19 protein-coding genes are annotated in these 25,193 nt (G+C 52.2%); 15 read left to right on the forward strand and 4 right to left on the reverse strand.

Going from position 1 to position 25,193, the window contains the following annotated elements; translation table 11 throughout:
• The first annotated feature begins 68 nt into the window (after positions 1–68).
• The 8 genes from ihfB to G4551_RS08465 all read left to right on the forward strand — a co-directional run bounded on the left by ihfB (position 69) and on the right by G4551_RS08465 (position 8,892).
• Positions 69–353, forward strand: coding sequence for an integration host factor subunit beta (gene ihfB, locus G4551_RS08430; protein ID WP_003035780.1), 285 nt, complete (start codon positions 69–71; stop codon positions 351–353).
• A 206-nt stretch (positions 354–559) separates the two neighbouring features.
• Complete coding sequence (locus G4551_RS08435) at positions 560–2,824, forward strand: ComEC family protein (protein ID WP_003836889.1); 2,265 nt, start codon at positions 560–562, stop codon at positions 2,822–2,824.
• 36 nt (positions 2,825–2,860) lie between these two features.
• A complete protein-coding gene (gene msbA / locus G4551_RS08440; protein ID WP_003035784.1) occupies positions 2,861–4,609 on the forward strand; it encodes a lipid A ABC transporter ATP-binding protein/permease MsbA in 1,749 nt (582 codons plus the stop codon).
• Positions 4,606–5,583, forward strand: coding sequence for a tetraacyldisaccharide 4'-kinase (lpxK, locus tag G4551_RS08445; protein WP_003836886.1), 978 nt, complete (start codon positions 4,606–4,608; stop codon positions 5,581–5,583). Before msbA ends, lpxK begins: the two co-directional genes overlap by 4 nt.
• 41 nt (positions 5,584–5,624) lie before the next feature.
• A complete protein-coding gene (locus G4551_RS08450; protein ID WP_003836884.1) occupies positions 5,625–6,857 on the forward strand; it encodes a winged helix-turn-helix domain-containing protein in 1,233 nt (410 codons plus the stop codon).
• A gap of 51 nt (positions 6,858–6,908) precedes the next feature.
• Complete coding sequence (ycaR, locus tag G4551_RS08455; protein WP_003035793.1) at positions 6,909–7,091, forward strand: protein YcaR; 183 nt, start codon at positions 6,909–6,911, stop codon at positions 7,089–7,091.
• Positions 7,088–7,834 carry a 3-deoxy-manno-octulosonate cytidylyltransferase gene (gene kdsB / locus G4551_RS08460; protein WP_003035796.1) on the forward strand — a complete coding sequence of 249 codons (747 nt, stop codon included), beginning with the start codon at positions 7,088–7,090 and terminating at the stop codon, positions 7,832–7,834. Before ycaR ends, kdsB begins: the two co-directional genes overlap by 4 nt.
• A 164-nt stretch (positions 7,835–7,998) precedes the next feature.
• Positions 7,999–8,892: a YcbJ family phosphotransferase gene (locus G4551_RS08465; RefSeq protein WP_003035798.1), complete on the forward strand. Its 894-nt coding sequence runs from the start codon at positions 7,999–8,001 to the stop codon at positions 8,890–8,892.
• 117 nt (positions 8,893–9,009) lie between these two features.
• On the opposite strand, the gene elyC is transcribed toward G4551_RS08465, so the two are convergent.
• Entirely contained in the window at positions 9,010–9,774 is a 765-nt protein-coding gene (elyC, locus tag G4551_RS08470; protein WP_003836882.1) for an envelope biogenesis factor ElyC, read from the reverse strand.
• A 135-nt stretch (positions 9,775–9,909) separates the two neighbouring features.
• Between elyC and cmoM the strand changes: the two genes are divergently transcribed.
• The 7 genes from cmoM (at position 9,910) to G4551_RS08505 (ending at position 20,572) form a co-directional block, all read left to right on the forward strand.
• Positions 9,910–10,713 (forward strand): tRNA uridine 5-oxyacetic acid(34) methyltransferase CmoM, encoded by an 804-nt coding sequence (cmoM, locus tag G4551_RS08475; protein ID WP_003836880.1) that lies wholly within the window; start codon positions 9,910–9,912, stop codon positions 10,711–10,713.
• Positions 10,706–12,028, forward strand: coding sequence for a chromosome partition protein MukF (gene mukF / locus G4551_RS08480; protein WP_003836877.1), 1,323 nt, complete (start codon positions 10,706–10,708; stop codon positions 12,026–12,028). Before cmoM ends, mukF begins: the two co-directional genes overlap by 8 nt.
• Positions 12,009–12,713 carry a chromosome partition protein MukE gene (gene mukE, locus G4551_RS08485; protein WP_003035809.1) on the forward strand — a complete coding sequence of 235 codons (705 nt, stop codon included), beginning with the start codon at positions 12,009–12,011 and terminating at the stop codon, positions 12,711–12,713. The genes mukF and mukE overlap by 20 nt, the downstream gene beginning before the upstream one ends.
• Positions 12,713–17,173, forward strand: coding sequence for a chromosome partition protein MukB (mukB, locus tag G4551_RS08490; RefSeq protein ID WP_003836875.1), 4,461 nt, complete (start codon positions 12,713–12,715; stop codon positions 17,171–17,173). The genes mukE and mukB overlap by 1 nt, the downstream gene beginning before the upstream one ends.
• Before the next feature lie 245 nt (positions 17,174–17,418).
• Entirely contained in the window at positions 17,419–19,170 is a 1,752-nt protein-coding gene (gene ldtD, locus G4551_RS08495; RefSeq protein ID WP_003836872.1) for a L,D-transpeptidase, read from the forward strand.
• A 177-nt stretch (positions 19,171–19,347) separates the two neighbouring features.
• Positions 19,348–19,896 carry a YcbK family protein gene (locus G4551_RS08500; RefSeq protein ID WP_003035820.1) on the forward strand — a complete coding sequence of 183 codons (549 nt, stop codon included), beginning with the start codon at positions 19,348–19,350 and terminating at the stop codon, positions 19,894–19,896.
• 28 nt (positions 19,897–19,924) lie between these two features.
• Entirely contained in the window at positions 19,925–20,572 is a 648-nt protein-coding gene (locus G4551_RS08505) for an MBL fold metallo-hydrolase (protein ID WP_003836868.1), read from the forward strand.
• A gap of 53 nt (positions 20,573–20,625) precedes the next feature.
• On the opposite strand, the gene aspC is transcribed toward G4551_RS08505, so the two are convergent.
• The 3 genes from aspC to asnS form a co-directional block, all read right to left on the reverse strand.
• Positions 20,626–21,816: an aspartate transaminase gene (aspC, locus tag G4551_RS08510; RefSeq protein WP_003035825.1), complete on the reverse strand. Its 1,191-nt coding sequence runs from the start codon at positions 21,814–21,816 to the stop codon at positions 20,626–20,628.
• Between the two features lie 183 nt (positions 21,817–21,999).
• Positions 22,000–23,076 carry a porin OmpF gene (gene ompF / locus G4551_RS08515; RefSeq protein WP_016149871.1) on the reverse strand — a complete coding sequence of 359 codons (1,077 nt, stop codon included), beginning with the start codon at positions 23,074–23,076 and terminating at the stop codon, positions 22,000–22,002.
• A 600-nt stretch (positions 23,077–23,676) separates the two neighbouring features.
• The gene (gene asnS, locus G4551_RS08520; RefSeq protein ID WP_032936329.1) at positions 23,677–25,077 is read right to left on the reverse strand and encodes an asparagine--tRNA ligase; all 1,401 of its coding nucleotides are present in this window, start codon (positions 25,075–25,077) and stop codon (positions 23,677–23,679) included.
• Between the last annotated feature and the right edge of the window lie 116 nt (positions 25,078–25,193).

Here is a 25,193-nt window from a genome sequence, read left to right on the forward strand (position 1 = left end):
AAAGGGCGGCTACGGCCGCCCTTAATCAATGCAGCAGCTAATTATGCCTTTAAGGAACCGGAGGAATCATGACCAAGTCAGAATTGATTGAAAGACTTGCAACCCAGCAACCTCATATTCCCGCGAAAGCGGTTGAAGATGCAGTTAAAGAGATGCTGGAACATATGGCCTCGACTCTTGCGCAGGGCGAGCGTATTGAAATCCGCGGTTTCGGCAGCTTCTCTTTGCATTACCGCGCACCACGCACCGGACGTAATCCGAAGACCGGCGATAAAGTGGATCTGGAAGGGAAATACGTTCCGCACTTTAAACCAGGTAAAGAACTGCGCGACCGCGCCAATATTTACGGTTAAGTTTTTAGCGAGACTTAACGCCGAGAAAAGCACCCACATGGGTGCTTTTTTCATTTCTGTGCGCCTATCCTGGAATCCTCATCCCAGTTAATTTGTACGTTACAACCCCCACTAAATGTCTGCGGAACTCAGGTCGTATAACGATAAATTGATGCCAGACAATCGTCGAAGAGTACTGCACACTCCCTGTAACAGGGAGGTTATTGATGAAAATAACAACGGTGAGTACGTGTGCATTATTCGGCATTCTCCCACTCATGCTATTACCTACGCTGCCAGGCATGTTGTGTATCGGCATTGTATTTTGTTTGGCATGTCTGCTCTGTTTTCTCCCCCACAAATATATACGTTCCGCCGGACTAACCCTGCTGTTTTTTCTTTGGGGAATCCTGGCTGCGAAAGAGGCTCTGTGGGCCGGTAATACGCTGCCTGCGAAAACCCAGCAAGCCATTGTGCAGATAACCGGAACTGACAATATGACAACGCACTACGGCCAAATCACTCACCTTCAGGGGAGACGAATCTTTCCTGCACAAGGAATCGTCTTGTACGGACAGTATTTACCCGGTGATGTTTGTGCGGGTCAGACATGGGCGATGACATTGAAAGTCCGCGCCGTACACGGTCAATTAAACGAAGGCGGATTTGATAGCCAGCGTTACGCATTGGCGCAGCATCAACCGTTGACGGGGCGATTCTTACAGGCTTCGGTTATCACACCACAATGCAGTTTGCGTTCGCGATTTCTCGACTCATTGAAAACGGTACTCGCCGACTATCCCTGGCAGCAGGTCATACTGGGTCTGGGAATGGGTGAGCGCTTGTCCGTGTCACAAGAGGTGAAAACGATTATGCGTGATACCGGCACGGCTCATTTGATGGCTATCTCCGGGCTGCATATTGCGTTTGCTGCACTTCTGGCTGGCGGAATAATTCGCGCGGGACAATTTTTTATGCCCGCCAGATGGATTTGTTGGCAGGTTCCATTAGTGGGTGGGATTGTCTGCGCCACATTATATGCCTGGCTGACGGGGCTGCAACCCCCGGCATTACGAACGGTTGTTGCGCTGCTAGTCTGGGGGGCGCTAAGACTTAGCAGCAGGCAGTGGAGCGGATGGTCGGTATGGATCTGCTGTCTGGCAGCCATTCTGGTGGTGGATCCTGTTGCCGTTCTTTCGCAAAGTCTATGGTTGTCTGCATCCGCCGTTGCGGCACTGCTGTTCTGGTACCAATGGGTACCGCTCCCGGACTGGCCGCTGTCGCGTGCTGGTCGTCAATTTCTGGCTCTGGCTCATCTGCAATTGGGTATTACGCTTCTGCTTCTTCCCGTACAAATCGCATTGTTTCACGGTTTTAGTCTGACCTCGTTTCCGGCTAATTTGTTTGCCGTCCCTTTGGTCACGTTTGTTTCCGTACCCTTGATATTAGCAGGCATGATCGTGCATTTAGCCGGACTGGTGATGATTGAATCGAATCTGTGGTATTTAGCGGATCGTTCTCTGGCGCTACTATTTTGGGGGCTCAGGAGCCTGCCTGAAGGGTGGATCAATATTGATGCACGCTGGCAATGGCTCGCATTTTTACCCGGAATGATGATTATCGCATGGCGACTAAATATCTTGCGTACGCTACCGGTGGTCTGTTTCTCTGCGCTACTTTTGCTGAGTGGGCCGCTTTGGCGTGCACCGCGTACAGATGTGTGGCAAGTGCATATGCTGGATGTCGGGCAGGGGCTGGCGATGGTGATTGTGCGTAATGGAAAAGCGCTGCTTTACGATACCGGTCTGGCATGGCCTGAAGGCGATAGCGCGCAACAGCTGATTATTCCCTGGTTGCGTTGGCATAATCTGGAGCCGGAAGGGGTCATTTTAAGTCATGAACATATGGATCACCGGGGAGGGTTGCACTCCTTACAACAAGCCTGGCCATCACTATGGATAAGAAGTCCGCTAGGCTGGAAAGGACACCTCCCGTGTTTTCGCGGAGAACGTTGGCAATGGCAAGGGTTAACCTTCAGTGCGCACTGGCCTGTGCGTGGAAGTACAGGGCAGGGGAATAACCACTCCTGCGTGGTTAAAGTTGATGATGGGTATCAGAGTGTTCTGCTGACCGGTGATATTGAGTCTCCCGCTGAACAAAAAATGCTAAGTCACTACTGGCAGCATCTGCAGTCTACGGTGATGCAGGTTCCGCATCATGGCAGCAATACTTCATCATCATTGGCACTCATTCAGCGAGTTGACGGGCAGGCCGCATTAGCCTCTTCATCCCGTTACAACGCCTGGCGTCTGCCATCCTGGAAAGTGAAGCAACGTTATCGGAAACAAAATTATCAATGGCTGGATACACCACATCAGGGGCAGATTACGCTGGATTTTTACCAAAAAAACTGGCGAATACACAGCTTGCGGGATCAGATTTTACCTCGTTGGTATCATCAGTGGTTTGGCGTGTCGGAGGATAACGGGTAGAATATGCGGCTATTCTAACAAATGCTGGTTTTTTGAATGCATAACGATAAAGATCTCTCTACGTGGCAGACGTTTCGCCGACTATGGCCAACCATAGCGCCTTTTAAATCGGGTCTGATCGTGGCGGGTATAGCGTTAGTCCTTAACGCGGCCAGCGATACCTTCATGTTATCGCTCCTTAAACCATTACTGGATGATGGTTTTGGTAAAACGGATCGTTCGGTGCTGCTGTGGATGCCGCTGGTGGTCATTGGGCTGATGATAGTTCGTGGCTTAACCAGTTATGTCTCCAGCTACTGTATCTCATGGGTGTCAGGCAAAGTGGTCATGACCATGCGTCGCCGCCTGTTTGGTCATATGATGGGCATGCCAGTCTCCTTTTTTGATAAACAGTCTACAGGTACGCTGTTGTCACGTATTACCTATGATTCAGAGCAGGTCGCGTCATCGTCTTCCGGCGCGCTGATCACCGTGGTACGTGAAGGGGCATCAATCATTGGTCTGTTTATCATGATGTTCTATTACAGCTGGCAGCTGTCACTGATCCTGATTGTACTGGCGCCAATTGTGTCAGTGGCGATCCGTGTGGTTTCCAAGCGCTTTCGTAGCATCAGTAAAAACATGCAAAACACTATGGGGCAGGTTACGACCAGTGCGGAGCAGATGCTGAAAGGCCACAAAGAAGTTCTGATTTTTGGTGGTCAGGAAGTCGAAACCAAGCGCTTTGATAAGGTCAGCAACAAGATGCGTTTGCAGGGTATGAAGATGGTTTCCGCTTCTTCTATCTCTGACCCTATCATCCAGTTGATTGCGTCTCTGGCTCTGGCCTTCGTGTTATATGCGGCCAGCTTCCCAAGCGTAATGGAAAACCTGACGGCAGGGACAATTACTGTTGTCTTCTCCTCAATGATCGCGCTGATGCGTCCGTTGAAATCGCTGACCAACGTCAACGCGCAGTTCCAGCGCGGTATGGCGGCGTGCCAGACCTTGTTTACTATTCTGGATAGCGAACAGGAGAAAGATGAAGGTAAACGTGTTATCGAGCGTGCTACCGGCGATCTCGAGTTCCGCAACGTGACTTTCACCTATCCGGGGCGTGAAGTACCGGCTCTGCGTAACATCAACCTGAATATTCCCGCGGGTAAAACCGTTGCTCTGGTTGGCCGTTCGGGCTCAGGGAAATCCACCATCGCCAGCCTGATTACGCGCTTCTACGATATTGATGAAGGGCAGATTCTGATGGATGGACACGATCTGCGCGAATATACCCTGGCATCCCTGCGCGATCAGGTTGCGTTGGTTTCGCAGAATGTGCACTTGTTTAACGATACGGTTGCCAACAACATCGCCTACGCGCGTACCGATATGTACAGCCGTGAGCAGATCGAAAAAGCGGCACAGATGGCCTACGCCATGGATTTCATCAACAAGATGGATAATGGTCTGGATACGGTGATTGGTGAAAACGGCGTCCTGCTTTCCGGCGGACAACGTCAGCGTATCGCTATCGCCCGTGCCTTGTTGCGTGACAGCCCAATTCTGATCCTTGATGAAGCAACATCAGCTCTTGATACCGAATCTGAACGTGCGATTCAGTCTGCGCTGGATGAGCTACAGAAAAACCGTACTTCTCTGGTCATTGCTCACCGTCTTTCAACCATTGAACAAGCCGACGAAATCATCGTGGTGGAGGATGGTCTGATTGTCGAGCGCGGAACCCATAGCGACCTGATTGAGCAGCGCGGGGTCTATGCGCAATTACACAAAATGCAATTCGGTCAATGATCGCACGTATCTGGTCTGGTGAATCGCCGCTGTGGCGATTGTTACTTCCACTCTCCTGGCTTTATGGCCTGGTGAGTGGCGGGATCCGCCTATGCTACAAGCTTGGGCTGAAACGCGCTTGGCGCGCGCCAGTACCGGTTGTGGTGGTCGGAAACCTTACAGCCGGCGGCAATGGCAAAACACCGGTGGTGATTTGGCTGGTTGAACAACTGCAGCAACGCGGGATTCGCGTGGGCGTGGTGTCGCGTGGTTACGGCGGGAAAGCGGCTGCTTACCCGTTGTTATTGACCGCAGAGACCACTACCGCAGAAGCGGGTGATGAACCTGTGCTGATCGCCCAACGTACCGGCGTGCCGGTAGCGGTATCCCCGGTAAGATCGGATGCGGTAAAAGCCATTTTGGCCCAACATGACGTGCAGATTATTGTGACCGACGATGGGCTACAGCACTATCGTCTGGCGCGAGATGTTGAAATCGTGGTTATTGACGGCGAACGTCGGTTTGGCAACGGCTGGTGGCTTCCCGCTGGTCCAATGCGGGAACGCGCAGGTCGCTTAAAATCGGTGGATGCGACTATTGTTAACGGTGGCGTTGCGCAACCAGGTGAAATCCCTATGCGACTTGAACCGGGGCTGGCCGTTAATTTACGTACAGGCGAACGCCGTGATGTAGCGCAATTGCCCAATATTGTCGCCATGGCGGGCATTGGTCACCCTCCGCGTTTTTTTGCCACGCTGAAAGCATGCGGTGCCAGCGTGCAAAAAAGCATTGCGCTGGCAGACCATCAGTCTCTGACCTACAGTGACGTCAGTGCGTTTGTAAACGCCGGGCAAACGCTGGTGATGACGGAAAAAGATGCGGTTAAGTGCCGGGCATTTGCCGATGAAAACTGGTGGTATTTACCTGTTGACGCACATTTGTCAGGCGATCGGCCTGACGTGTTGCTGGATAGCTTAATCTCGCTGACTCGCTAACTGATTCACGCTGCGGCAGCGAATCATTTATGAGGCCATAGATGTCGTTGCCGCACCTTTCTCTGACGGATGCCCGTCATCTTCACCTTGCCGCTCAAGGTCTGCTGAAAAAAACACGCCGTCGGGCAACCCCGGCAGATATTCTCGCGACTATTTCGCGCATGTCGTTACTGCAAATCGATACCATCAATATTGTGGCGCGAAGTCCTTACCTGGTGCTGTTTAGTCGTTTAGGCGATTATTCACCCCAATGGCTGGACGACTCGTTACAGCAGGGCGAACTGATGGAATACTGGGCGCACGAGGCCTGCTTTTTGCCGCGCAGCGATTTTATGCTGATACGTCACCGCATGCTGGCCCCGGAGAATATGGGCTGGAAGTATAAAGCGGCGTGGATGAAAGAACATGCTCATGAAATTGAGCAACTGCTCCAGCACATCCAGCATAACGGACCGGTACGATCTGCTGATTTTGAGCATCCACGCAAGGGGAGCAGCGGCTGGTGGGAATGGAAACCGCAAAAGCGTCATCTTGAAGGGCTGTTCACTGCCGGGAAAGTGATGGTGGTGGAACGGCGTAATTTCCAGCGCGTGTATGATTTAACCCATCGCGTCATGCCACACTGGGACGATGAACGCGACCCACTTTCACAGGAAGATGCTGAAAGCGTCATGCTGGATAACAGCGCCCGTAGTCTGGGGATTTTCCGCGAACAATGGCTGGCAGACTACTATCGCCTGAAGCGCCCGGCGCTAAAAAACTGGTGCAACGAACGGGCGGAACAGCAACAGATTATTCCTGTCGACGTTGAAGGGCTGGGAACGCTGTGGCTGCATAGCCACCTTCAGCCGCTACTCGAACAGGCGCTGGCGGGCAAATTAACGGCGACCCACAGCGCAGTGTTATCGCCTTTTGATCCGGTGGTTTGGGATCGTAAACGGGCAGAGCAGCTATTCGATTTTAGCTACCGGCTGGAGTGTTACACGCCAGCACCAAAACGTCAGTACGGTTATTTCGTCTTGCCGTTGCTGCACCGCGGGCAGTTGGTTGGGCGAATGGATGCCAAAATGCACCGTAAAACGGGCGTGCTGGACGTGATTTCGCTGTGGTTACAGGATGGGGTTAAGCCTGGGGTGACTTTGCAAAAAGGATTGTTTCAGGCGATTGACGATTTTGCCCGCTGGCAACTGGCAACACGCGTGACGCTGGGACGTTATCCTGAAGGTTTATTTGCTGATGCACGCCGTGGTTGGGAAATAGACCCAGCCCATTAAGCGATTATGTTAATATTTACGGATTCACAATCCGGTCCATCTGGAGGAACTATGGATCATCGTCTGCTTGAAATCATTGCCTGCCCGGTATGCAATGGCAAACTCTGGTTTAACCAGGAAAAACAGGAACTGATTTGTAAACTGGATAACCTTGCTTTCCCACTGCGTGATGGCATTCCTGTGTTACTGGAAACCGAAGCCCGCGTTCTGACTGCTGATGAGAGTAAATCATGAGTTTTGTGGTCATTATTCCTGCGCGTTATGCGTCCACTCGTCTGCCGGGCAAGCCGCTACTGGATATCAACGGCAAGCCTATGATCGTGCATGTCCTGGAGCGTGCGCGTGAATCTGGCGCTGAACGTATCATCGTGGCCACCGATCACGAGGATGTTGCTCGCGCGGTAGAAGCGGTGGGGGGGGAAGTGTGCATGACCCGCGCCGATCACCAGTCTGGTACGGAGCGCCTGGCGGAAGTCGTCGAGAAATGTGGTTTTAGCGATGATACCGTTATTGTGAACGTACAGGGTGATGAGCCGATGATTCCGGCGGTCATTATTCGCCAGGTGGCTGAGAATCTGGCGCAACGTCAGGTCGGCATGGCGACTCTTGCGGCTCCGATTCACAGTGCGGAAGAGGCATTTAATCCGAATGCGGTAAAAGTCGTTTTGGACGCTGAAGGATATGCGCTCTATTTTTCACGCGCGACCATCCCATGGGATCGCGATCGTTTCGCCAAAAGTCTGGAAACGGTGGGGGACACCTTCCTGCGCCATCTGGGCATTTACGGCTATCGCGCCGGTTTTATTCGCCGCTATGTTAACTGGCAGCCTAGCCCGCTTGAGCATATCGAAATGCTGGAGCAGCTGCGAGTGCTGTGGTACGGCGAAAAAATTCACGTTGCCGTCGCAAAAGAAGTCCCGGGTACCGGCGTAGACACTACCGAAGATCTCGAGCGCGTTCGCGCCGAAATGCCTTAGTTTTTCTCACGGCACTCCCCCATATTGATGCGTATTTTTGGGAGGAGTGTCGTATCGTTGCGCTTTCCCTCAACTTTTCTTTTCATCAATTGATCTCATCCGGGTGACATCTGTCTGCCCGACGCTCATTATGAAAGCAGTAGCATTTATGAGGGCAATCTGAAATGGAACAGTTGCGTGCCGAACTCAGCCACCTGCTGGGCGAAAAACTCAGTCGTATAGAATGCGTGAATGAAAAAGTGGATACGGCCCTGTGGTCACTGTACGACAGCCAGGGAAATCCGATGCCGCTGATGGCGAGAAGTTTCACCACGCCAGGTATGGCGCAGCAACTGGCATGGAAAACCTCCATGTTAGCGCGCAGCGGTACGGTGCGTATGCCCGTCATTTACGGGGTCTTAACCCACGAAGAGCATCCCGGCCCCGATGTGTTACTGCTTGAGCGTTTACGGGGTGTGCCGGTGGAAGCGCCAGCCCGAACGCCCGAACGCTGGGAACATTTAAAAGATCAGATCGTAGAAGGTCTGCTGTCATGGCATCGGCAGGATAGCCGTGGCTGCGTGGGAATGGTGGATAACACGCAAGAGAATATCTGGCCATCCTGGTATCGCCAGCGTGTTGAGGTGCTGTGGACCACGTTAAATCAGTTCAACAATACTGGCTTGACGATGCAGGATAAGCGGATCCTGTTTCGTACCCGTGAGTGTTTACCCGCTTTATTTGAAGGATTCAATGATAACTGCGTACTGATCCACGGTAATTTCAGTTTACGTAGCATGCTCAAAGACGCCCGTAGCGATCAGCTACTGGCCATGGTGGGACCGGGGTTGATGCTGTGGGCGCCCAGAGAGTATGAATTGTTCCGTTTAATGGATAACGCGCTGGCGGAAAGCCTGCTTTGGCAATACCTGCAACGCGCGCCCGTGGCGGAGTCCTTCATCTGGCGGCGCTGGCTGTATGTGTTATGGGATGAGGTGGCGCAACTGGTCAACACCGGACGTTTTAATCGCACCAACTTTGACCTGGCAACGAAATCACTGCTGCCGTGGCTCGCCTGACTATCCCGTTACGGCATTGCCGGATGGCGGCGTGAGCGCCTTATCCGGCCTACAATTCTGCGCTGAACGCCTGGGGCTGATAAGCCGCGTTAGCGTCGCCGTCAGGCAATATTTCTGTCAGTGCTCCGATCCCTTTAACCACTGCCAGATGCGACCCAATGTTTCGTAACCAACACGATCGCTATGCATCAACCAGACGGGAGAGGGGATCGCGCGCTCCCACGGATTTAGCGGTGAATCAATTGCTAACTGATTAGCCGGCGCGGGCAACGGGTGTAGTCCAGCTTGTTGGAAGAAAATCATTGCTCGTGGTAAGTGCGATGCGGAGGTCACCAGCAGGAACGGCGCGCTGCCGATGGCCTGCTTAACTGCTGCGGCTTCTTCTTCAGTATCTTTAGGTTTATCCAGCGTGATGATATCACCGGGTGGCACACCCAGTGACTGCGCTACGCGGGCTCCCGCTTCTGCAGTACTGACGTTATTGCTCTTTGCCGCAGCACCGGTAAAGATAAGCTTCGATCCCGGATTAGCACGCCAGAGGCGAATACCTTCATTCAGACGCGGAAGACTGTTGCTGATTAGGTTTGAACTTGGTGCCCACTGAGGATTCCAGGTATACCCTCCGCCCAGCACCACAATGTATTCCACTTTTTGTGTATCCTGCCAGGTTGGATAGCTGTCCTCAATCGGTTTCAGTAGGCTATCAGCGACGGGTTGCAAGCTAAGAAGTAACAGCGCCAGCCAACTCAGGCTAATGCACACTTTCCCTGTTTTTTGAAAGCGGCTAAACCAGAGCAGCGCCAGGCCTATACCCATGATAATGAGCATTAGCGGAAGTGGCAGCATCATACCGCCAATCACTTTCTTCAGCGTAAAAAGCATCCTTTTTGGTTCCTTTTTTAACCATACAGCAGGGGATCTGCAGCGATATTACACCAGGAAGGTTCATTCTCGGCGTGGGTGTGACAAAATAGCGGTTTTACTTAGTCACCCTAAAGCCAGCATGTGGAGAGCCTGATGCGGGATCGCAATTTTGATGACATTGCAGAGAAGTTTTCCCGTAACATTTACGGCACCACTAAAGGTCAGCTTCGCCAGACGATCCTCTGGCAGGATCTGGACAAACTTCTTGCCGACTACGCGGGCAAGACATTGCGTGTGCTTGATGCGGGTGGCGGAGAAGGGCAGACAGCCATTCTGATGGCGCAGCGGGGCCATCACGTTACCTTGTGCGATCTTTCTGCTGAGATGGTGGCGCGAGCGCAACGGGCGGCAGAAGAGCAAGGTGTGAGCGACAACATGCATTTTATACATTGTGCCGCTCAGGATATCCCACAGCATTTGGATTCTCAGGTTGATCTGATATTGTTTCATGCTGTGCTGGAATGGGTGGCCGATCCACAAGCCGTCTTAAAAACATTGTGGTCGATGTTACGCCCGGGCGGTGCTTTATCGCTGATGTTCTACAATGCAAATGGCCTGTTGATGCGTAATGTGTTGGTCGGTAATTTCGGCTATGTACAGCAGGGAATGTATAAAAAGAAACGGCGCACGTTGTCTCCCGATTTCCCGCGCGACCCTCAGCAGGTCTATGGCTGGCTGGAGGAGATTGGCTGGGAGATAACCGGTAAAACGGGCGTGAGGGTGTTTCATGATTATCTGCGTGATAAACAAAAACAGCATGACTGTTTTGATGCTTTAACAGAAATAGAAACGCGCTATTGCCGCCAGGAACCGTATATCAGCCTTGGGCGCTATATTCATGTCACCGCGATTAAACGTCCGGCCCGAGCCGCAGATGCAAGGATAACCTATGAGTGAATTTTCCCAGACAGTCCCCGAACTGGTTGCCTGGGCCAGAAAAAATGACTTCTCCATCTCTCTGCCGGTAGACAGACTTTCGTTCCTGCTGGCGGTCGCCACATTGAACGGTGAGCGACTTGACGGTGAGATGAGTGAAGGTGAACTGGTGGATGCGTTCCGCCATGTGAGTGATGCGTTTGAGCAAACCAGCGAAACCATCGGCGTCCGCGCCAACAACGCGATCAACGATATGGTGCGTCAACGTCTGCTGAACCGCTTTACCAGCGAGCAGGCTGAAGGCAACGCCATTTACCGTTTAACGCCGCTCGGGATTGGCATCACAGATTACTATATTCGTCAGCGCGAGTTCTCTACGCTGCGTCTTTCCATGCAACTGTCGATTGTTGCAGGCGAACTGAAGCGCGCGGCGGATGCGGCAGCGGAAGGTGGCGATGAGTTCCACTGGCACCGCAACGTCTATGCGCCATTGAAATACTCGGTGGCGGAGATTTTCGACAGTATCGATCTGACCCAGCGCATCATGGATGAACAGCAGCAGCAGGTAAAAGACGACATCGCACAGTTGCTAAACAAAGACTGGCGGGCGGCGATTTCCAGCTGTGAACTGTTGCTTTCTGAAACGTCTGGTACGCTGCGTGAACTGCAGGATACGCTGGAGGCGGCGGGGGATAAGCTACAGGCTAACCTGTTACGCATCCAGGACGCCACAATGACGCATGATGATTTGCATTTTGTTGATCGGCTGGTGTTTGATTTACAAAGCAAGCTCGACCGCATTATTAGCTGGGGTCAGCAGTCCATTGACTTGTGGATCGGCTACGATCGTCATGTGCATAAATTTATCCGTACCGCGATCGATATGGATAAAAACCGCGTCTTCGCCCAGCGTCTGCGTCAGTCCGTGCAGACCTACTTTGACGACCCATGGGCGCTGACCTATGCCAACGCCGATCGTCTGCTGGATATGCGTGACGAGGAGATGGTGCTGCGTGACGAAGAGGTCACCGGTGAACTTCCGGAAGATCTGGAATATGAAGAATTTAACGAGATCCGTGAACAACTGGCGGCGATCATCGAAGAACAGCTGGCTATCTACAAATCCAGACAAACACCACTGGATCTCGGTTTGGTAGTGCGCGAGTATCTGGCGCAATACCCACGTGCGCGTCATTTCGACGTCGCGCGTATTGTTATCGATCAGGCGGTACGCCTTGGCGTAGCGCAAGCAGACTTCACCGGACTGCCAGCCAAATGGCAGCCGATTAATGATTACGGAGCCAAGGTACAGGCGCATGTCATTGACAAATATTGAACAAGTGATGCCGGTAAAGCTGGCGCAGGCGCTGGCGAATCCGTTATTTCCGGCGCTGGATAGCGCCTTACGTTCGGGCCGCCATATCGGTCTGGATGAACTGGATAATCATGCCTTCCTGATGGATTTTCAGGAATATTTTGAAGAGTTTTACAGCCGCTACAACGTGGAATTGATCCGTGCGCCGGAAGGGTTCTTTTACCTTCGTCCGCGTTCAACGACGCTCATTCCGCGTTCGGTCCTGTCTGAACTGGACATGATGGTGGGTAAAATTCTGTGCTATCTCTATCTCAGCCCGGAACGCCTGGCGAACGAAGGGATTTTTACTCAGCAAGAGCTGTATGACGAGCTGTTAACGCTGGCGGATGAAGCCAAACTGCTGAAGCTGGTAAACAACCGTTCAACCGGTTCTGACGTTGACCGCCAGAAGCTACAGGAAAAAGTGCGTTCTTCGCTCAACCGCTTGCGCCGCTTAGGCATGGTGTGGTTTCTGGGCCACGACAGCAGCAAGTTCCGTATTACAGAATCTGTCTTCCGCTTTGGCGCGGATGTGCGTAGCGGTGACGATCCGCGTGAAGCACAGCGTCGCTTAATTCGTGATGGTGAAGCGATGGCGGTCGAGAACCGTCTGCAGCTCAACGATGAGCCCGAAGAGAATCAGCCGGACAGTGGAGAAGAAGAATAATGATTGAACGCGGTAAATTTCGCTCACTTACGCTGATTAACTGGAATGGTTTTTTTGCCCGTACGTTTGATCTCGATGAGCTGGTCACCACGCTGTCCGGTGGTAACGGTGCGGGTAAATCCACCACCATGGCGGCATTTGTTACGGCGCTCATTCCGGACTTAACCCTGCTGCATTTCCGTAACACCACCGAAGCTGGTGCAACCAGCGGTTCACGTGATAAAGGTCTGCACGGTAAGCTGAAAGCAGGGGTCTGTTACTCAATGCTCGACGTCCTCAACTCGCGTCATCAGCGCGTGGTCGTGGGTGTGCGTCTGCAACAGGTTGCGGGTCGTGATCGCAAAGTGGATATCAAACCGTTTGCCATTCAGGGGCTGCCGATGTCGGTACAGCCAACCCAACTGGTGACGGAAACGCTGAACGAACGCCAGGCGCGCGTACTGTCTCTACCTGAGCTGAAAGAGAAGCTTGATGAGATGGAAGGTGTGCAGTTTAAGCAGTTCAACTCAATAACCGATTATCATTCGCTGATGTTCGATCTGGGCATCATTGCTCGCCGTCTGCGCTCCGCGTCTGATCGTAGTAAATTCTACCGTTTGATTGAAGCCTCGCTGTACGGTGGGATCTCCAGCGCCATTACCCGTTCACTGCGTGACTACCTGCTGCCGGAAAACGGCGGCGTCCGTAAAGCGTTCCAGGATATGGAAGCCGCGCTGCGTGAAAACCGCATGACGCTGGAAGCGATTCGCGTAACTCAGTCTGACCGCGACCTGTTTAAGCATTTGATCAGCGAAGCGACCAACTATGTGGCTGCGGATTATATGCGCCATGCCAACGAACGTCGTATCCATCTGGATAAAGCACTGGAATATCGTCGTGAACTGTATACTTCACGTAAGCAGCTGGCGGCAGAGCAGTACAAGCACGTGGATATGGCGCGTGAACTAGGCGAGCATAACGGCGCCGAAGGCGATCTGGAAGCCGATTATCAGGCCGCGAGCGATCACCTGAATCTGGTGCAAACCGCGCTGCGTCAGCAGGAAAAAATTGAACGCTACGAAGCGGATCTCGAAGAACTGCAGATCCGTCTTGAAGAACAAAATGAGGTGGTTGCGGAAGCCGTTGACCGCCAGGATGAAAACGAAGCCCGCGCGGAAGCCGCCGAACTGGAAGTGGATGAGCTGAAAAGCCAGCTTGCCGATTACCAGCAGGCGCTGGACGTCCAGCAGACGCGAGCCATCCAGTATACCCAGGCGATTCAGGCCCTAAATCGGGCGAAAGAGCTCTGCCACCTACCAGATCTGACAGCCGACAGCGCCGCAGAATGGCTGGAGACTTTCCAGGCCAAAGAGCAGGAAGCCACTGAAAAGCTGCTAACGCTTGAACAAAAAATGAGCGTGGCGCAAACCGCGCATAGCCAGTTCGAACAGGCTTATCAGCTGGTGGCGGCTATCAACGGCCCGCTGGCACGTAGTGAAGCCTGGAGCGTGGCGCGTGAACTGCTGCGCGAAGGCGTTGAACAGCGCCACCTGGCGGAACAGGTTCAGCCATTGCGTATGCGACTGAGCGAACTGGAGCAGCGTCTGCGCGAACAGCAGGATGCCGAGCGTCTGCTGGCCGAATTCTGCAAGCGTCAGGGTAAACAGTTTGATATCGATGAGCTGGAAGCGCTGCACCAGGAACTGGAAGCGCGCATCGCCGCCTTGTCGGACAGCGTCTCGTCTGCCAGCGAACAGCGTATGACGCTGCGTCAGGAACAGGAACAGCTACAATCCCGTATTCAGTATTTAATGAAGCGGGCACCTGTCTGGCTGGCTGCGCAAAATAGCCTGAATCAGCTTAGCGAGCAGTGTGGCGAAGAGTTTACCTCCAGCCAGGATGTGACCGAGTATCTGCAACAATTGCTGGAGCGCGAGCGTGAGGCCATTGTTGAGCGTGATGAAGTCGGTGCACGTAAAAATGCGGTTGATGAAGAGATTGAACGTTTAAGTCAGCCGGGCGGTGCGGAAGATCAGCGTCTGAACGCGCTGGCTGAACGCTTTGGCGGCGTGCTGCTGTCAGAAATTTATGATGACGTTAGCCTTGAAGATGCCCCGTACTTCTCTGCGCTGTACGGTCCTTCGCGCCATGCCATCGTGGTACCAGATCTATCACTAATTACCGAACAGCTTGAAGGGCTGACGGATTGCCCGGAAGATCTCTATTTCATCGAAGGGGATCCGCAGTCGTTTGATGATAGCGTCTTCAGCGTTGATGAACTGGAAAATGCGGTGGTGGTGAAAACCGCCGAGCGTCAATGGCGTTATTCCCGCTTCCCGAAGGTGCCTATTTTTGGTCGTGCCGCGCGCGAAAGCCGTATCGAAACCCTGCATGCCGAGCGTGAAGGGCTGTCTGAACGTTTCGCCACGCTCTCCTTTGATGTACAGAAAACCCAGCGTCTGCATCAGGCGTTCAGCCGCTTTATCGGCAGCCATCTGTCGGTGGCGTTTGAAGCCGATCCAGAAGCGGAAATTCGCCAACTGAATAGCCGTCGCGTTGAACTGGAACGTGCGCTGACCAATCATGAAAATGATAATCAGCAAAGCCGTATGCAGTTTGAACAGGCGAAAGAGGGCGTCTCCGCGCTGAACCGCCTGCTGCCGCGCTTGAATCTGCTGGCAGATGACACGCTGGCCGATCGCGTGGACGAAATTCGCGAGCGTCTGGATGAAGCTCAGGAAGCCGCGCGTTTTGTACAGCAACATGGTAATCAGTTGGCGAAACTGGAACCTATCGTTTCAGTTCTGCAAAATGACCCTGAGCAGTTTGAACAGCTGAAGGAAGACTATACGTATTCCCAGCAGATGCAGCGCGACGCACGTCAGCAGGCTTTTGCGCTGACTGAAGTCGTACAGCGTCGGGCGCACTTTAGTTATTCCGACTCAGCCGAAATGCTGAGCGGTAATAGCGATCTGAACGAAAAATTGCGTGAACGCCTGGAACAGGCGGAAGCCGAACGTACCCGCGCTCGTGAAGCGCTGCGTAGTCATGCTGCACAGTTAAGCCAGTACAACCAGGTCATGGCATCGCTAAAAAGCTCTTATGACACCAAAAAAGAGCTGCTTAATGATTTACAACGTGAACTGCAGGATATTGGCGTTCGTGCGGACAGCGGTGCCGAAGAGCGCGCGCGTATCCGTCGTGACGAACTGCATGCGCAGCTCAGCAACAACCGTGCACGCCGCAACCAACTTGAGAAAGCACTGACCTTCTGCGAAGCGGAGATGGAAAACCTGACCCGCAGACTGCGCAAGCTGGAACGTGATTATCATGAAATGCGTGAGCAGGTAGTCACCGCCAAAGCCGGCTGGTGTGCAGTCATGCGGATGGTGAAAGATAACGGTGTGGAACGTCGCCTGCACCGTCGCGAGTTGGCCTATCTTTCCGGTGACGAACTGCGTTCGATGTCGGATAAGGCGCTCGGTGCGCTACGTCTGGCGGTTGCGGATAACGAACACCTGCGCGATGTGTTGCGTATGTCTGAAGATCCAAAACGCCCAGAGCGCAAAATCCAGTTCTTCGTCGCGGTTTACCAGCATCTGCGTGAACGTATTCGCCAGGATATTATCCGTACCGACGATCCGGTTGAAGCCATCGAACAGATGGAGATTGAGCTGAGCCGTCTGACGGAAGAGCTAACCTCTCGTGAACAGAAACTGGCGATCAGCTCACGCAGCGTGGCGAACATTATTCGTAAGACCATTCAGCGTGAACAGAACCGTATTCGCATGCTGAACCAGGGGCTGCAAAGTGTGTCGTTTGGCCAGGTTAACAGCGTTCGCCTGAACGTCAATGTGCGTGAAACGCATGCTACCTTGCTGGACGTACTTTCAGAGCAGCATGAGCAGCATCAGGATCTGTTTAACAGCAATCGTCTGACCTTCTCTGAAGCGCTGGCGAAGCTGTATCAACGTCTGAATCCGCAGATTGACATGGGACAGCGTACGCCGCAAACCATAGGTGAAGAGCTGTTGGACTACCGTAACTATCTGGAGATGGAAGTTGAGGTTAACCGTGGCTCTGACGGCTGGCTGCGTGCTGAATCTGGCGCGCTGTCAACGGGTGAAGCGATCGGGACCGGGATGTCTATTCTGGTGATGGTGGTGCAAAGCTGGGAAGATGAAGGTCGCAGATTGCGCGGGAAAGACATCTCTCCTTGCCGCCTGCTGTTCCTTGATGAAGCAGCACGACTCGATGCGCGTTCTATTGCGACTCTGTTTGAGCTGTGTGAGCGTTTGCAGATGCAGCTGATTATCGCTGCCCCGGAAAACATCAGCCCAGAGAAAGGCACGACCTACAAACTGGTGCGTAAAGTCTTCCAGAACACCGAGCACGTTCATGTGGTGGGGCTGCGCGGATTTGCGCCTCAGTTACCGGAACCACTGCCGGGGACTGAAGATGCCTCCTCGCAGGCAAGCTAAATAGAAAGGCGGTCATTTGACCGCCTTTCTTCTTTTCCGAAAAGTCTCAATTGCAGGTGCAATTTCTTTTAACTTCTTTACATTATACCAGGTAAAACATTGGCGAAGTTTATATACTGAAGATAAGCCTGACGGGTATGCAGGCTTACTCGTCATACTTCAGTTGTATTGGCGTCTACAGGCGTTGCACACCCGATTTATGGTGCCTGGCTATAGAGTATGATAAAGAAAACAGGGGGCAAGGGATGTTGCTTAATAAAATGTGTGGTCGTCGGCTGTCGGCAATCAGTTTGTGCCTGGCCGTAACATTCGCTCCACTGTTCAATGCGCAGGCCGATGAGCCTGAAATGATCCCTGGCGATAGCTCCGCGAGCGTCAGTGAACAGCCAACAGCATTATCGCAGCCGCAGGTACAATCTTCCGCGACGGCTATTATGGCGGGGATTCAACCGTTACCGCAGGGCGTGTCAGTTGATCAAGCCCGCGCCGAATTACAATCTCAACTTCCAGCGGGCTTCACGCCAGTGTATATGAGCCAGCTGGAATTGCTGTATGCCGCACGTGAAATGAAGCCGATGTGGGAAAATCGTGATGCGGTAAAGGCCTTTCAACAACAGTTGGCCGAGGTCGCGATTGCTGGCTTTCAGCCGCAGTTTACTACCTGGGTTGCACTTCTGACTGATCCGGCAGTAACCGGTCAGGCGAGAGACATTGTGCTCTCGGATGCGATGATGGGGTATCTGCACTTTATCGCTAATATCCCTGTCAAAGGTAATCGCTGGCTTTACAGCGGTAAGCCCTATGCGCTAACGACGCCGCCGATTTCTGTCATCAACCAGTGGCAGGTCGCACTGGATAACGGTCAACTAACTTCGTTTGTTGCCAGCCTGGCACCGCAGCATCCGCAGTACGCCGCAATGCATGAATCGCTGCTCAAGCTGGTAGGTGATACACGTCCCTGGCCGCAGCTAACCGGTACCGCGACGCTACGTCCGGGGGAGTGGAGTAATGACATCCCTGCGCTGCGTGAAATTTTGCGTCGTACGGGAATGCTGGAGTCCACCGTCAGTACATCTGCTAAAGAAGGACGTAGCGCTTACGATCGTGAACTTGTCGATGCGGTAAAGCGTTTTCAGACGTGGCAAGGGCTTGGGGCTGATGGCGCGATTGGCCCTGCCACGCGTGACTGGCTGAACGTAACGCCTGCTCAGCGTGCGGGCGTGCTGGCGTTAAATATTCAGCGCTTGCGCCTGCTGCCGAGTGAGCTGTCTACCGGTATCATGGTGAACATTCCTGCCTATTCGCTGGTTTATTATCAGAATGGCAATCAGGTGCTGGCCTCGCGCGTTATTGTCGGGCGTCCAGATCGCAAAACGCCGATGATGAGTAGTGCGCTGAATAACGTGGTCGTTAACCCACCGTGGAACGTTCCGCCGACGCTGGCCCGAAAAGATATTCTGCCTAAGTTATGGAATGATCCGGGATATCTTGAACGTCACGGCTATACCGTAATGCGCGGCTGGAACAGTAAAGAGACGATAGATCCGTGGCAGGTTGACTGGGCCACCATCACTGCGTCCAATCTGCCGTTCCGCTTTCAGCAGGCTCCGGGCGCACGCAACTCGCTCGGACGCTATAAATTCAATATGCCGAGTTCGGACGCTATTTATCTGCACGATACGCCGAACCACAATCTGTTCCAGAAAGATACGCGGGCGTTAAGTTCCGGCTGTGTGCGTGTGAATAAGGCATCTGAGCTGGCGAATATGCTGCTACAGGACGCGGGTTGGAATGATACCCGCATCTCGGATGCCCTGAAGCAAGGGGATACGCGGTACGTGAATATTCGCCAGAATATTCCGGTCAACCTCTACTATCTGACCGCATTTGTTGGCCCGGATGGTCGCACGCAGTATCGTACAGATATTTACAATTACGATCTGACAGCGCGATCCAGCGCACAAATTGTGTCAAAAGCCGAGCAATTAATCAGATAAATGAAGCAGTTCGAGGAAAATGATTGTCGTAAGTTATGCTGGAAACGGGGCAAAATGGCTGTGAGCCCCGTATTTCCTGGGGTTGGGAGCCTTGACGTGGACTACTTAGCCAGATAAGGTTTCCCGCGTGCGCTAGAGCATACATACGATAACATTGACCTTGTAGACCTTAATACCATGGACAAATTTGACGCTAATCGCCGCAAACTGCTGGCGCTTGGTGGTATTGCCCTCGGCGCTGCCATCCTGCCTACGCCTGCGTTTGCAACACTCTCTACCCCACGTCCGCGTATATTGACTCTGAATAACCTGCATACCGGTGAGTCAATAAAAGCAGAGTTTTTTGATGGCAGGGGCTATATTCAGGACGAATTAGCAAAACTTAACCACTTTTTCCGTGATTTTCGGGCCAATAAAGTGAAATCCATTGACCCCGGACTGTTTGATCAACTCTTCCGTCTGCAGGGCCTGCTGGGTACGCGTAAACCCGTACAGCTGATCTCCGGTTATCGTTCCGTCGATACCAATAATGAACTACGTGCGCGCAGTCGCGGTGTGGCCAAGAAAAGCTACCACACCAAAGGGCAGGCCATGGATTTCCATATTGAAGGCATCGCATTAAGTAATATTCGCAAAGCTGCGTTATCTATGCGCGCAGGTGGTGTAGGATACTACCCCAGCAGTAACTTTGTGCATATTGACACCGGCCCTGCACGGCACTGGTGATCCATAAGCTTAATGAAACAGGAGCTGTATGAACTATCGTATTATTCCGGTCACTGCATTCGCCCAGAACTGCTCGCTAATCTGGTGTGAGCAGACTCGTCTGGCCGCGTTGGTCGATCCCGGCGGCGATGCCGAGAAAATCAAACAGGAAGTGGATGCCAGCGGTCTGACGCTAATGCAGATCCTGCTTACTCACGGTCATCTTGATCATGTTGGGGCGGCAGCTGAACTGGCACAGCATTATGGTGTACCGGTTATTGGTCCGGAAAAAGAAGATGAGTTCTGGCTACAGGGTCTCCCTGCGCAGAGCCGCATGTTTGGTCTGGGCGATTGTGAGCCGCTGACGCCCGATCGCTGGTTGAACGAAGGTGATCGGGTCAGCGTTGGCAACGTGACGTTGCAGGTGTTGCATTGTCCGGGTCATACACCGGGACATGTGGTCTTCTTTGATGAGCAATCAAAGTTACTGATTTCGGGTGACGTGATTTTCAAAGGTGGCGTAGGGCGCAGCGATTTTCCGCGCGGAGATCACAGCCAACTGATCGATTCGATTAAAGGTAAACTGTTGCCGCTGGGCGATGACGTGACGTTTATTCCGGGTCACGGCCCACTTTCTACGCTGGGTAACGAACGGCTTCATAACCCGTTCCTGCAGGACGAAATGCCTGTCTGGTAATACCGCAGATAAATAAAAAGGCCGCTATTGCGGCCTTTTCTGTACGCGATAGATTACAGTACTGCGACAATCGCTTCGCACAGCGGCGCCATGTTATCTGGCGTCATTCCAGCTACGTTTACACGTCCGGAAGCGACAGCGTAGACACCAAACTCTTCACGCAGACGCAGAACCTGCTCTTTTGTCAGGCCGCTGAATGAGAACATGCCGTTCTGTTTGATGATAAAGCTGAAGTCGCGGTTCGCACCTTTCTCCTGCAGCGTATTCACGAACAGTAAACGCATGCGCTGAATGCGTTGGCGCATATCGGTCAGTTCCTGTTCCCAGATGGCACGCAGCGCGTCATTGCTCAGAATCGTGGCAACTACGGATGCGCCGTGTGCTGGCGGGTTGGAATAGTTAGCGCGAATGGCTGATTTCATCTGACTAAACGCACGGTCGACGGTTTCAGCATCAGCAGCAACCAGCGTACAGGCACCTACGCGCTCATTGTACAGACCAAAGTTCTTGGAGTAGGAACTGGCAACGATCAGCTCTTTGTGCAGCGCGGCGAATGCGCGCAGACCTTCTGCATCTTCTTCCAGACCGCGGGCAAAGCCCTGGTATGCGAAGTCAAACAGCGGCAACCATCCTTTCTCGACAGAAAGCTGAGCCAGCGTTTGCCACTGCTCAAGCGTAGGATCGATACCGGTTGGGTTATGACAGCAGCCGTGGAACAGTACCACATCGCCAGCCTGAGCTTCGCTGAGGCTGGCCAGCAGCGCATCAAAGTCTAATGAGTGGTTCGCCGCATCGTAATAGTTGTATTCACGAACTTCCAGACCGGCAGAGTTAAAGACGCTCTTATGGTTCGGCCAGCTTGGGTTGCTCACCCATACGCGTTTAGCCGACGTATTTCTTGCGAGAAAATCAGCTGCCACGCGCAGTGCGCCAGTGCCACCAGGGGTCTGTGCTGTACGTGCGCGTTTATCGTTGATAAGCGAACTCGTTTTACCAAACAGTAATTCCTGAGTACAACGACCAAACTCTGGAATACCGTCAATGCCAAGATAGTTTTTGGTGGTTTCATTTTCCAGTATATATTGCTCGGCTTTTTTAACGCTGGTCAGCACCGGCGTTTTGCCTGTCTCATCTTTATATACACCGATCCCGAGGTTTATTTTTCCAGGGCGGTCATCGGCACGAAACAAATCAGCCAGACCCAAAATGGGGTCGGCAGGAGCGGCGGTAATGTTCTCAAACATGACGAGGTTCCATAGTGATTACAGAAGAGAAGTCCGCTATCAGGTTAACGGTAGATTTACAAAATGCCAACCGTTACTGACGAAAAGCTGAGGTGTTTTTTTAAGACGCAAGAATCCGCTGGCAGATATAAAAAAACAGGACCGAAGTCCTGTTTTTAAGGCATTTAACAAAGAGGTCTGCTATTAGAACTGGTAAACGATACCAACTGCAACGATGTCGTCAGAGTTCACGCCCAGTTTGTTGTCAGAATCGATTTGGTTAATCTTGTAGTCAACATAGGTGGACATGTTTTTGTTGAAGTAGTAGGTCGCACCTACTTCGAAGTAATCGACCAGATCCACATCACCGATACCTTCTACGTCTTTCGCTTTAGACTTGTTGTAGGAGAGGGACGGACGCAGGCCGAAATCGAACTGGTACTGAGCAACGACGAATACGTCTTCAGTTTTGTTCGCAAAACCGCTGTTACCAGCACCTGAGATGCGGGTCGCGTTACGGGTTTCACCGTAGTTCGCTGCCAGGTAGATGTTGTTAGCATCGTATTTCACGCCGGTCGCCCACTGCTCAGCTTTTTTACCGCCATTGCCGTAGAAAGAGTTTTCCTGCGCGTTGGTGCGGTCAGCTGCGCCGTAAGCACCCACGATACCGAAACCATCCATTTCGTAGCTTACAGAACCGCCAACGCCGTCGCCGTTAGAGCGACCGGTATTGCCATCACGTTCGTTTTTACCCAGATACTGGATACCGAAGTTCAGACCGTCAACCAGACCGAAGAAGTTGGAGTTACGGTAGGTTGCAACACCACCAACACGACCAACGAAGAAGTTGTCGCTGTATGCGGTATCACCACCAAATTCTGGCAGCATATCGGTGTAACCCAGAGCATCGTAAACGATACCGTAGTTACGACCGTAGTCGAAAGAACCCAGATCGGCATATTTCAGACCAGCAAATGCCAGACGGGTTTTGTTGCCGTTCTGAGCGTCACTGCCGCCTTCAGAGTTGTTACCGGCAAAGTTGTATTCCCACTGACCGTAACCGGACAGCTCGGAGTTAATCTGAGTTTCCCCTTTGAAACCAAGACGAGCATAAGTCTGATCGCCATCGTCAGCAGCACTGTCAGAAAAATAATGCAGACCAACGGTTTTACCGTAGATATCCAGCTTGTTACCATCTTTGTTGTAAACTTCTGCAGCGTTAGCTGCCCCGGCTACCAGCAGAGCAGGGATAACCACTGCCAGAATATTGCGCTTCATCATTATTTATTACCCTCATCGGTTTTTATATGACACCTGCCACTGCCGCCAATAAATTCCGTCAATGAAAATTTACGGAACTATTGATGAGAGTTTGGTGTCTTTATGTGTCTGACAGGCATCTTTCCATTCAAACTACCGTTTCGCTACCGTCAAAGTGCTACAAATATAAAAATTTGGTTTCAAAAAGAAAAAATGTGTAACAAAATGTTATTTTTGTGCAACTTTGTGAACAGCGTCAAACTTCGGATACCCCTGCGCTGAAAATTCTCGTTTTTATTTCTATTTATATGATTTTCTTATATTTAATTTTGATAAGGTTATTTTTTCTCCGTAATACCGGAAAGTTCGGATTTTACAGGTAACGATTTTTGGACGTCTGGAGTGCCGTGCAAAAGGCTAAAAAATGTACTATTTAATCAGAAAATGCTAATCCACAATAAAATTACTGGTTATTTTTTGTGCAAATGTATTGCGATGAAATATTACGTAACAGGTGGAGGGGGGTGAATGGTTGTGTTTAACGTGAGATGGGTATCCAGATAATATGAAAAGGGTATAAAAAAGGCCAGCAATGCTGGCCTTTGAAACAATAACGCACGTTTAGAAGGTGGCGTTACGCGGAGTACGCGGGAACGGAATAACATCACGGACGTTTTGCACGCCGGTGACGTAAGCGATCAGACGCTCGAAGCCCAATCCGAAGCCGGAATGCGGAACGGTACCGTAGCGACGCAGGTCGCGATACCACCAGTAATCCTCTTTGTTCAGACCCATTTCCAGCATACGGGCATCCAGCACGTCCAGACGCTCTTCACGCTGAGAACCACCGATGATTTCGCCGATTCCAGGAGCCAGAACGTCCATTGCAGCAACGGTTTTACCGTCTTCGTTAAGGCGCATATAAAACGCTTTGATATCTTTCGGGTAGTTTTTCACCACCACCGGCGCTTTAAAGTGCTCTTCAGCAAGATAACGTTCATGCTCGGAAGACAGATCCACACCCCAGTAAACCGGGTTTTCAAACTGTTTGCCGCATTTTTCCAGAATGCTTACCGCGTCGGTGTAATCCACCTGCGCGAAGTCAGCGTCAATGAAACGTTCCAGGCGTGAAATCGCGTCCTTGTCGACACGTTCAGCGAAGAATTTCATATCATCCGCACGCTCTGCCAGTACGGCTTTGAACGCGTATTTCAGCATCGCTTCAGCCAGGCCTGCAACATCGTTCAGGTCAGCGAACGCCACTTCTGGTTCCAGCATCCAGAACTCTGCCAGGTGACGACTGGTGTTAGAGTTTTCTGCACGGAACGTCGGGCCAAAGGTATAAATTTTGGACAGAGCGCAGGCGTAGGTTTCACCGTTCAACTGACCGGAAACGGTCAGGAACGCTTCCTTACCAAAGAAGTCTTTATCGAAATCGACTTTACCCTGATCGTTACGCGGCAGGTTTTCCAGATCCAGTGTAGAAACACGGAACATTTCACCGGCACCTTCCGTATCGGAAGCGGTGATCAGCGGAGTCGATACCCAAAAGAAACCCTGCTCGTGGAAGAAGCGATGCAGCGCTTGCGCCAGCGTATGACGTACGCGCGCTACCGCACCAATCATATTGGTGCGCGGACGCATATGCGCCACTTCACGCAGATACTCGATGCTGTGACGCTTAGCCGCCATTGGGTAGGTATCAGGATCTTCAACCCAGCCCGCGACTTCAACTTCAGTGGCCTGAATTTCAAAGCTCTGTCCTTGTCCAGGTGATGCAACGACTTTACCCGTTACGATAACTGAACAACCCGTCGTCAGGTGCAGTACGTCCTGATTGTAATTGGGCAGAGAATTATTGATGACGGCCTGTACAGGATCAAAGCAGGAACCGTCATAAACGGCGAGGAAGGAGATGCCAGCTTTTGAATCTCGGCGGGTACGCACCCATCCGCGCACGGTGACTTCGCTGTCAACGGCTACGCGGCCCTGGAGTACGTCGGCTACAGGCACAACGCTCATAATATTCTCTCTGTTAATAGTCGGATATATAAACACATGTCCACCCATAATGGGGGGGATACCTATGTTACCTGGCATCTGCAATCAGACAAGCAGAATTCGTAGCTGGAGTGAAA

The sequence above is a fragment of the Citrobacter freundii ATCC 8090 = MTCC 1658 = NBRC 12681 genome, assembly GCF_011064845.1.
In the GTDB taxonomy this organism is placed as follows: Bacteria; Pseudomonadota; Gammaproteobacteria; order Enterobacterales; family Enterobacteriaceae; genus Citrobacter; species Citrobacter freundii.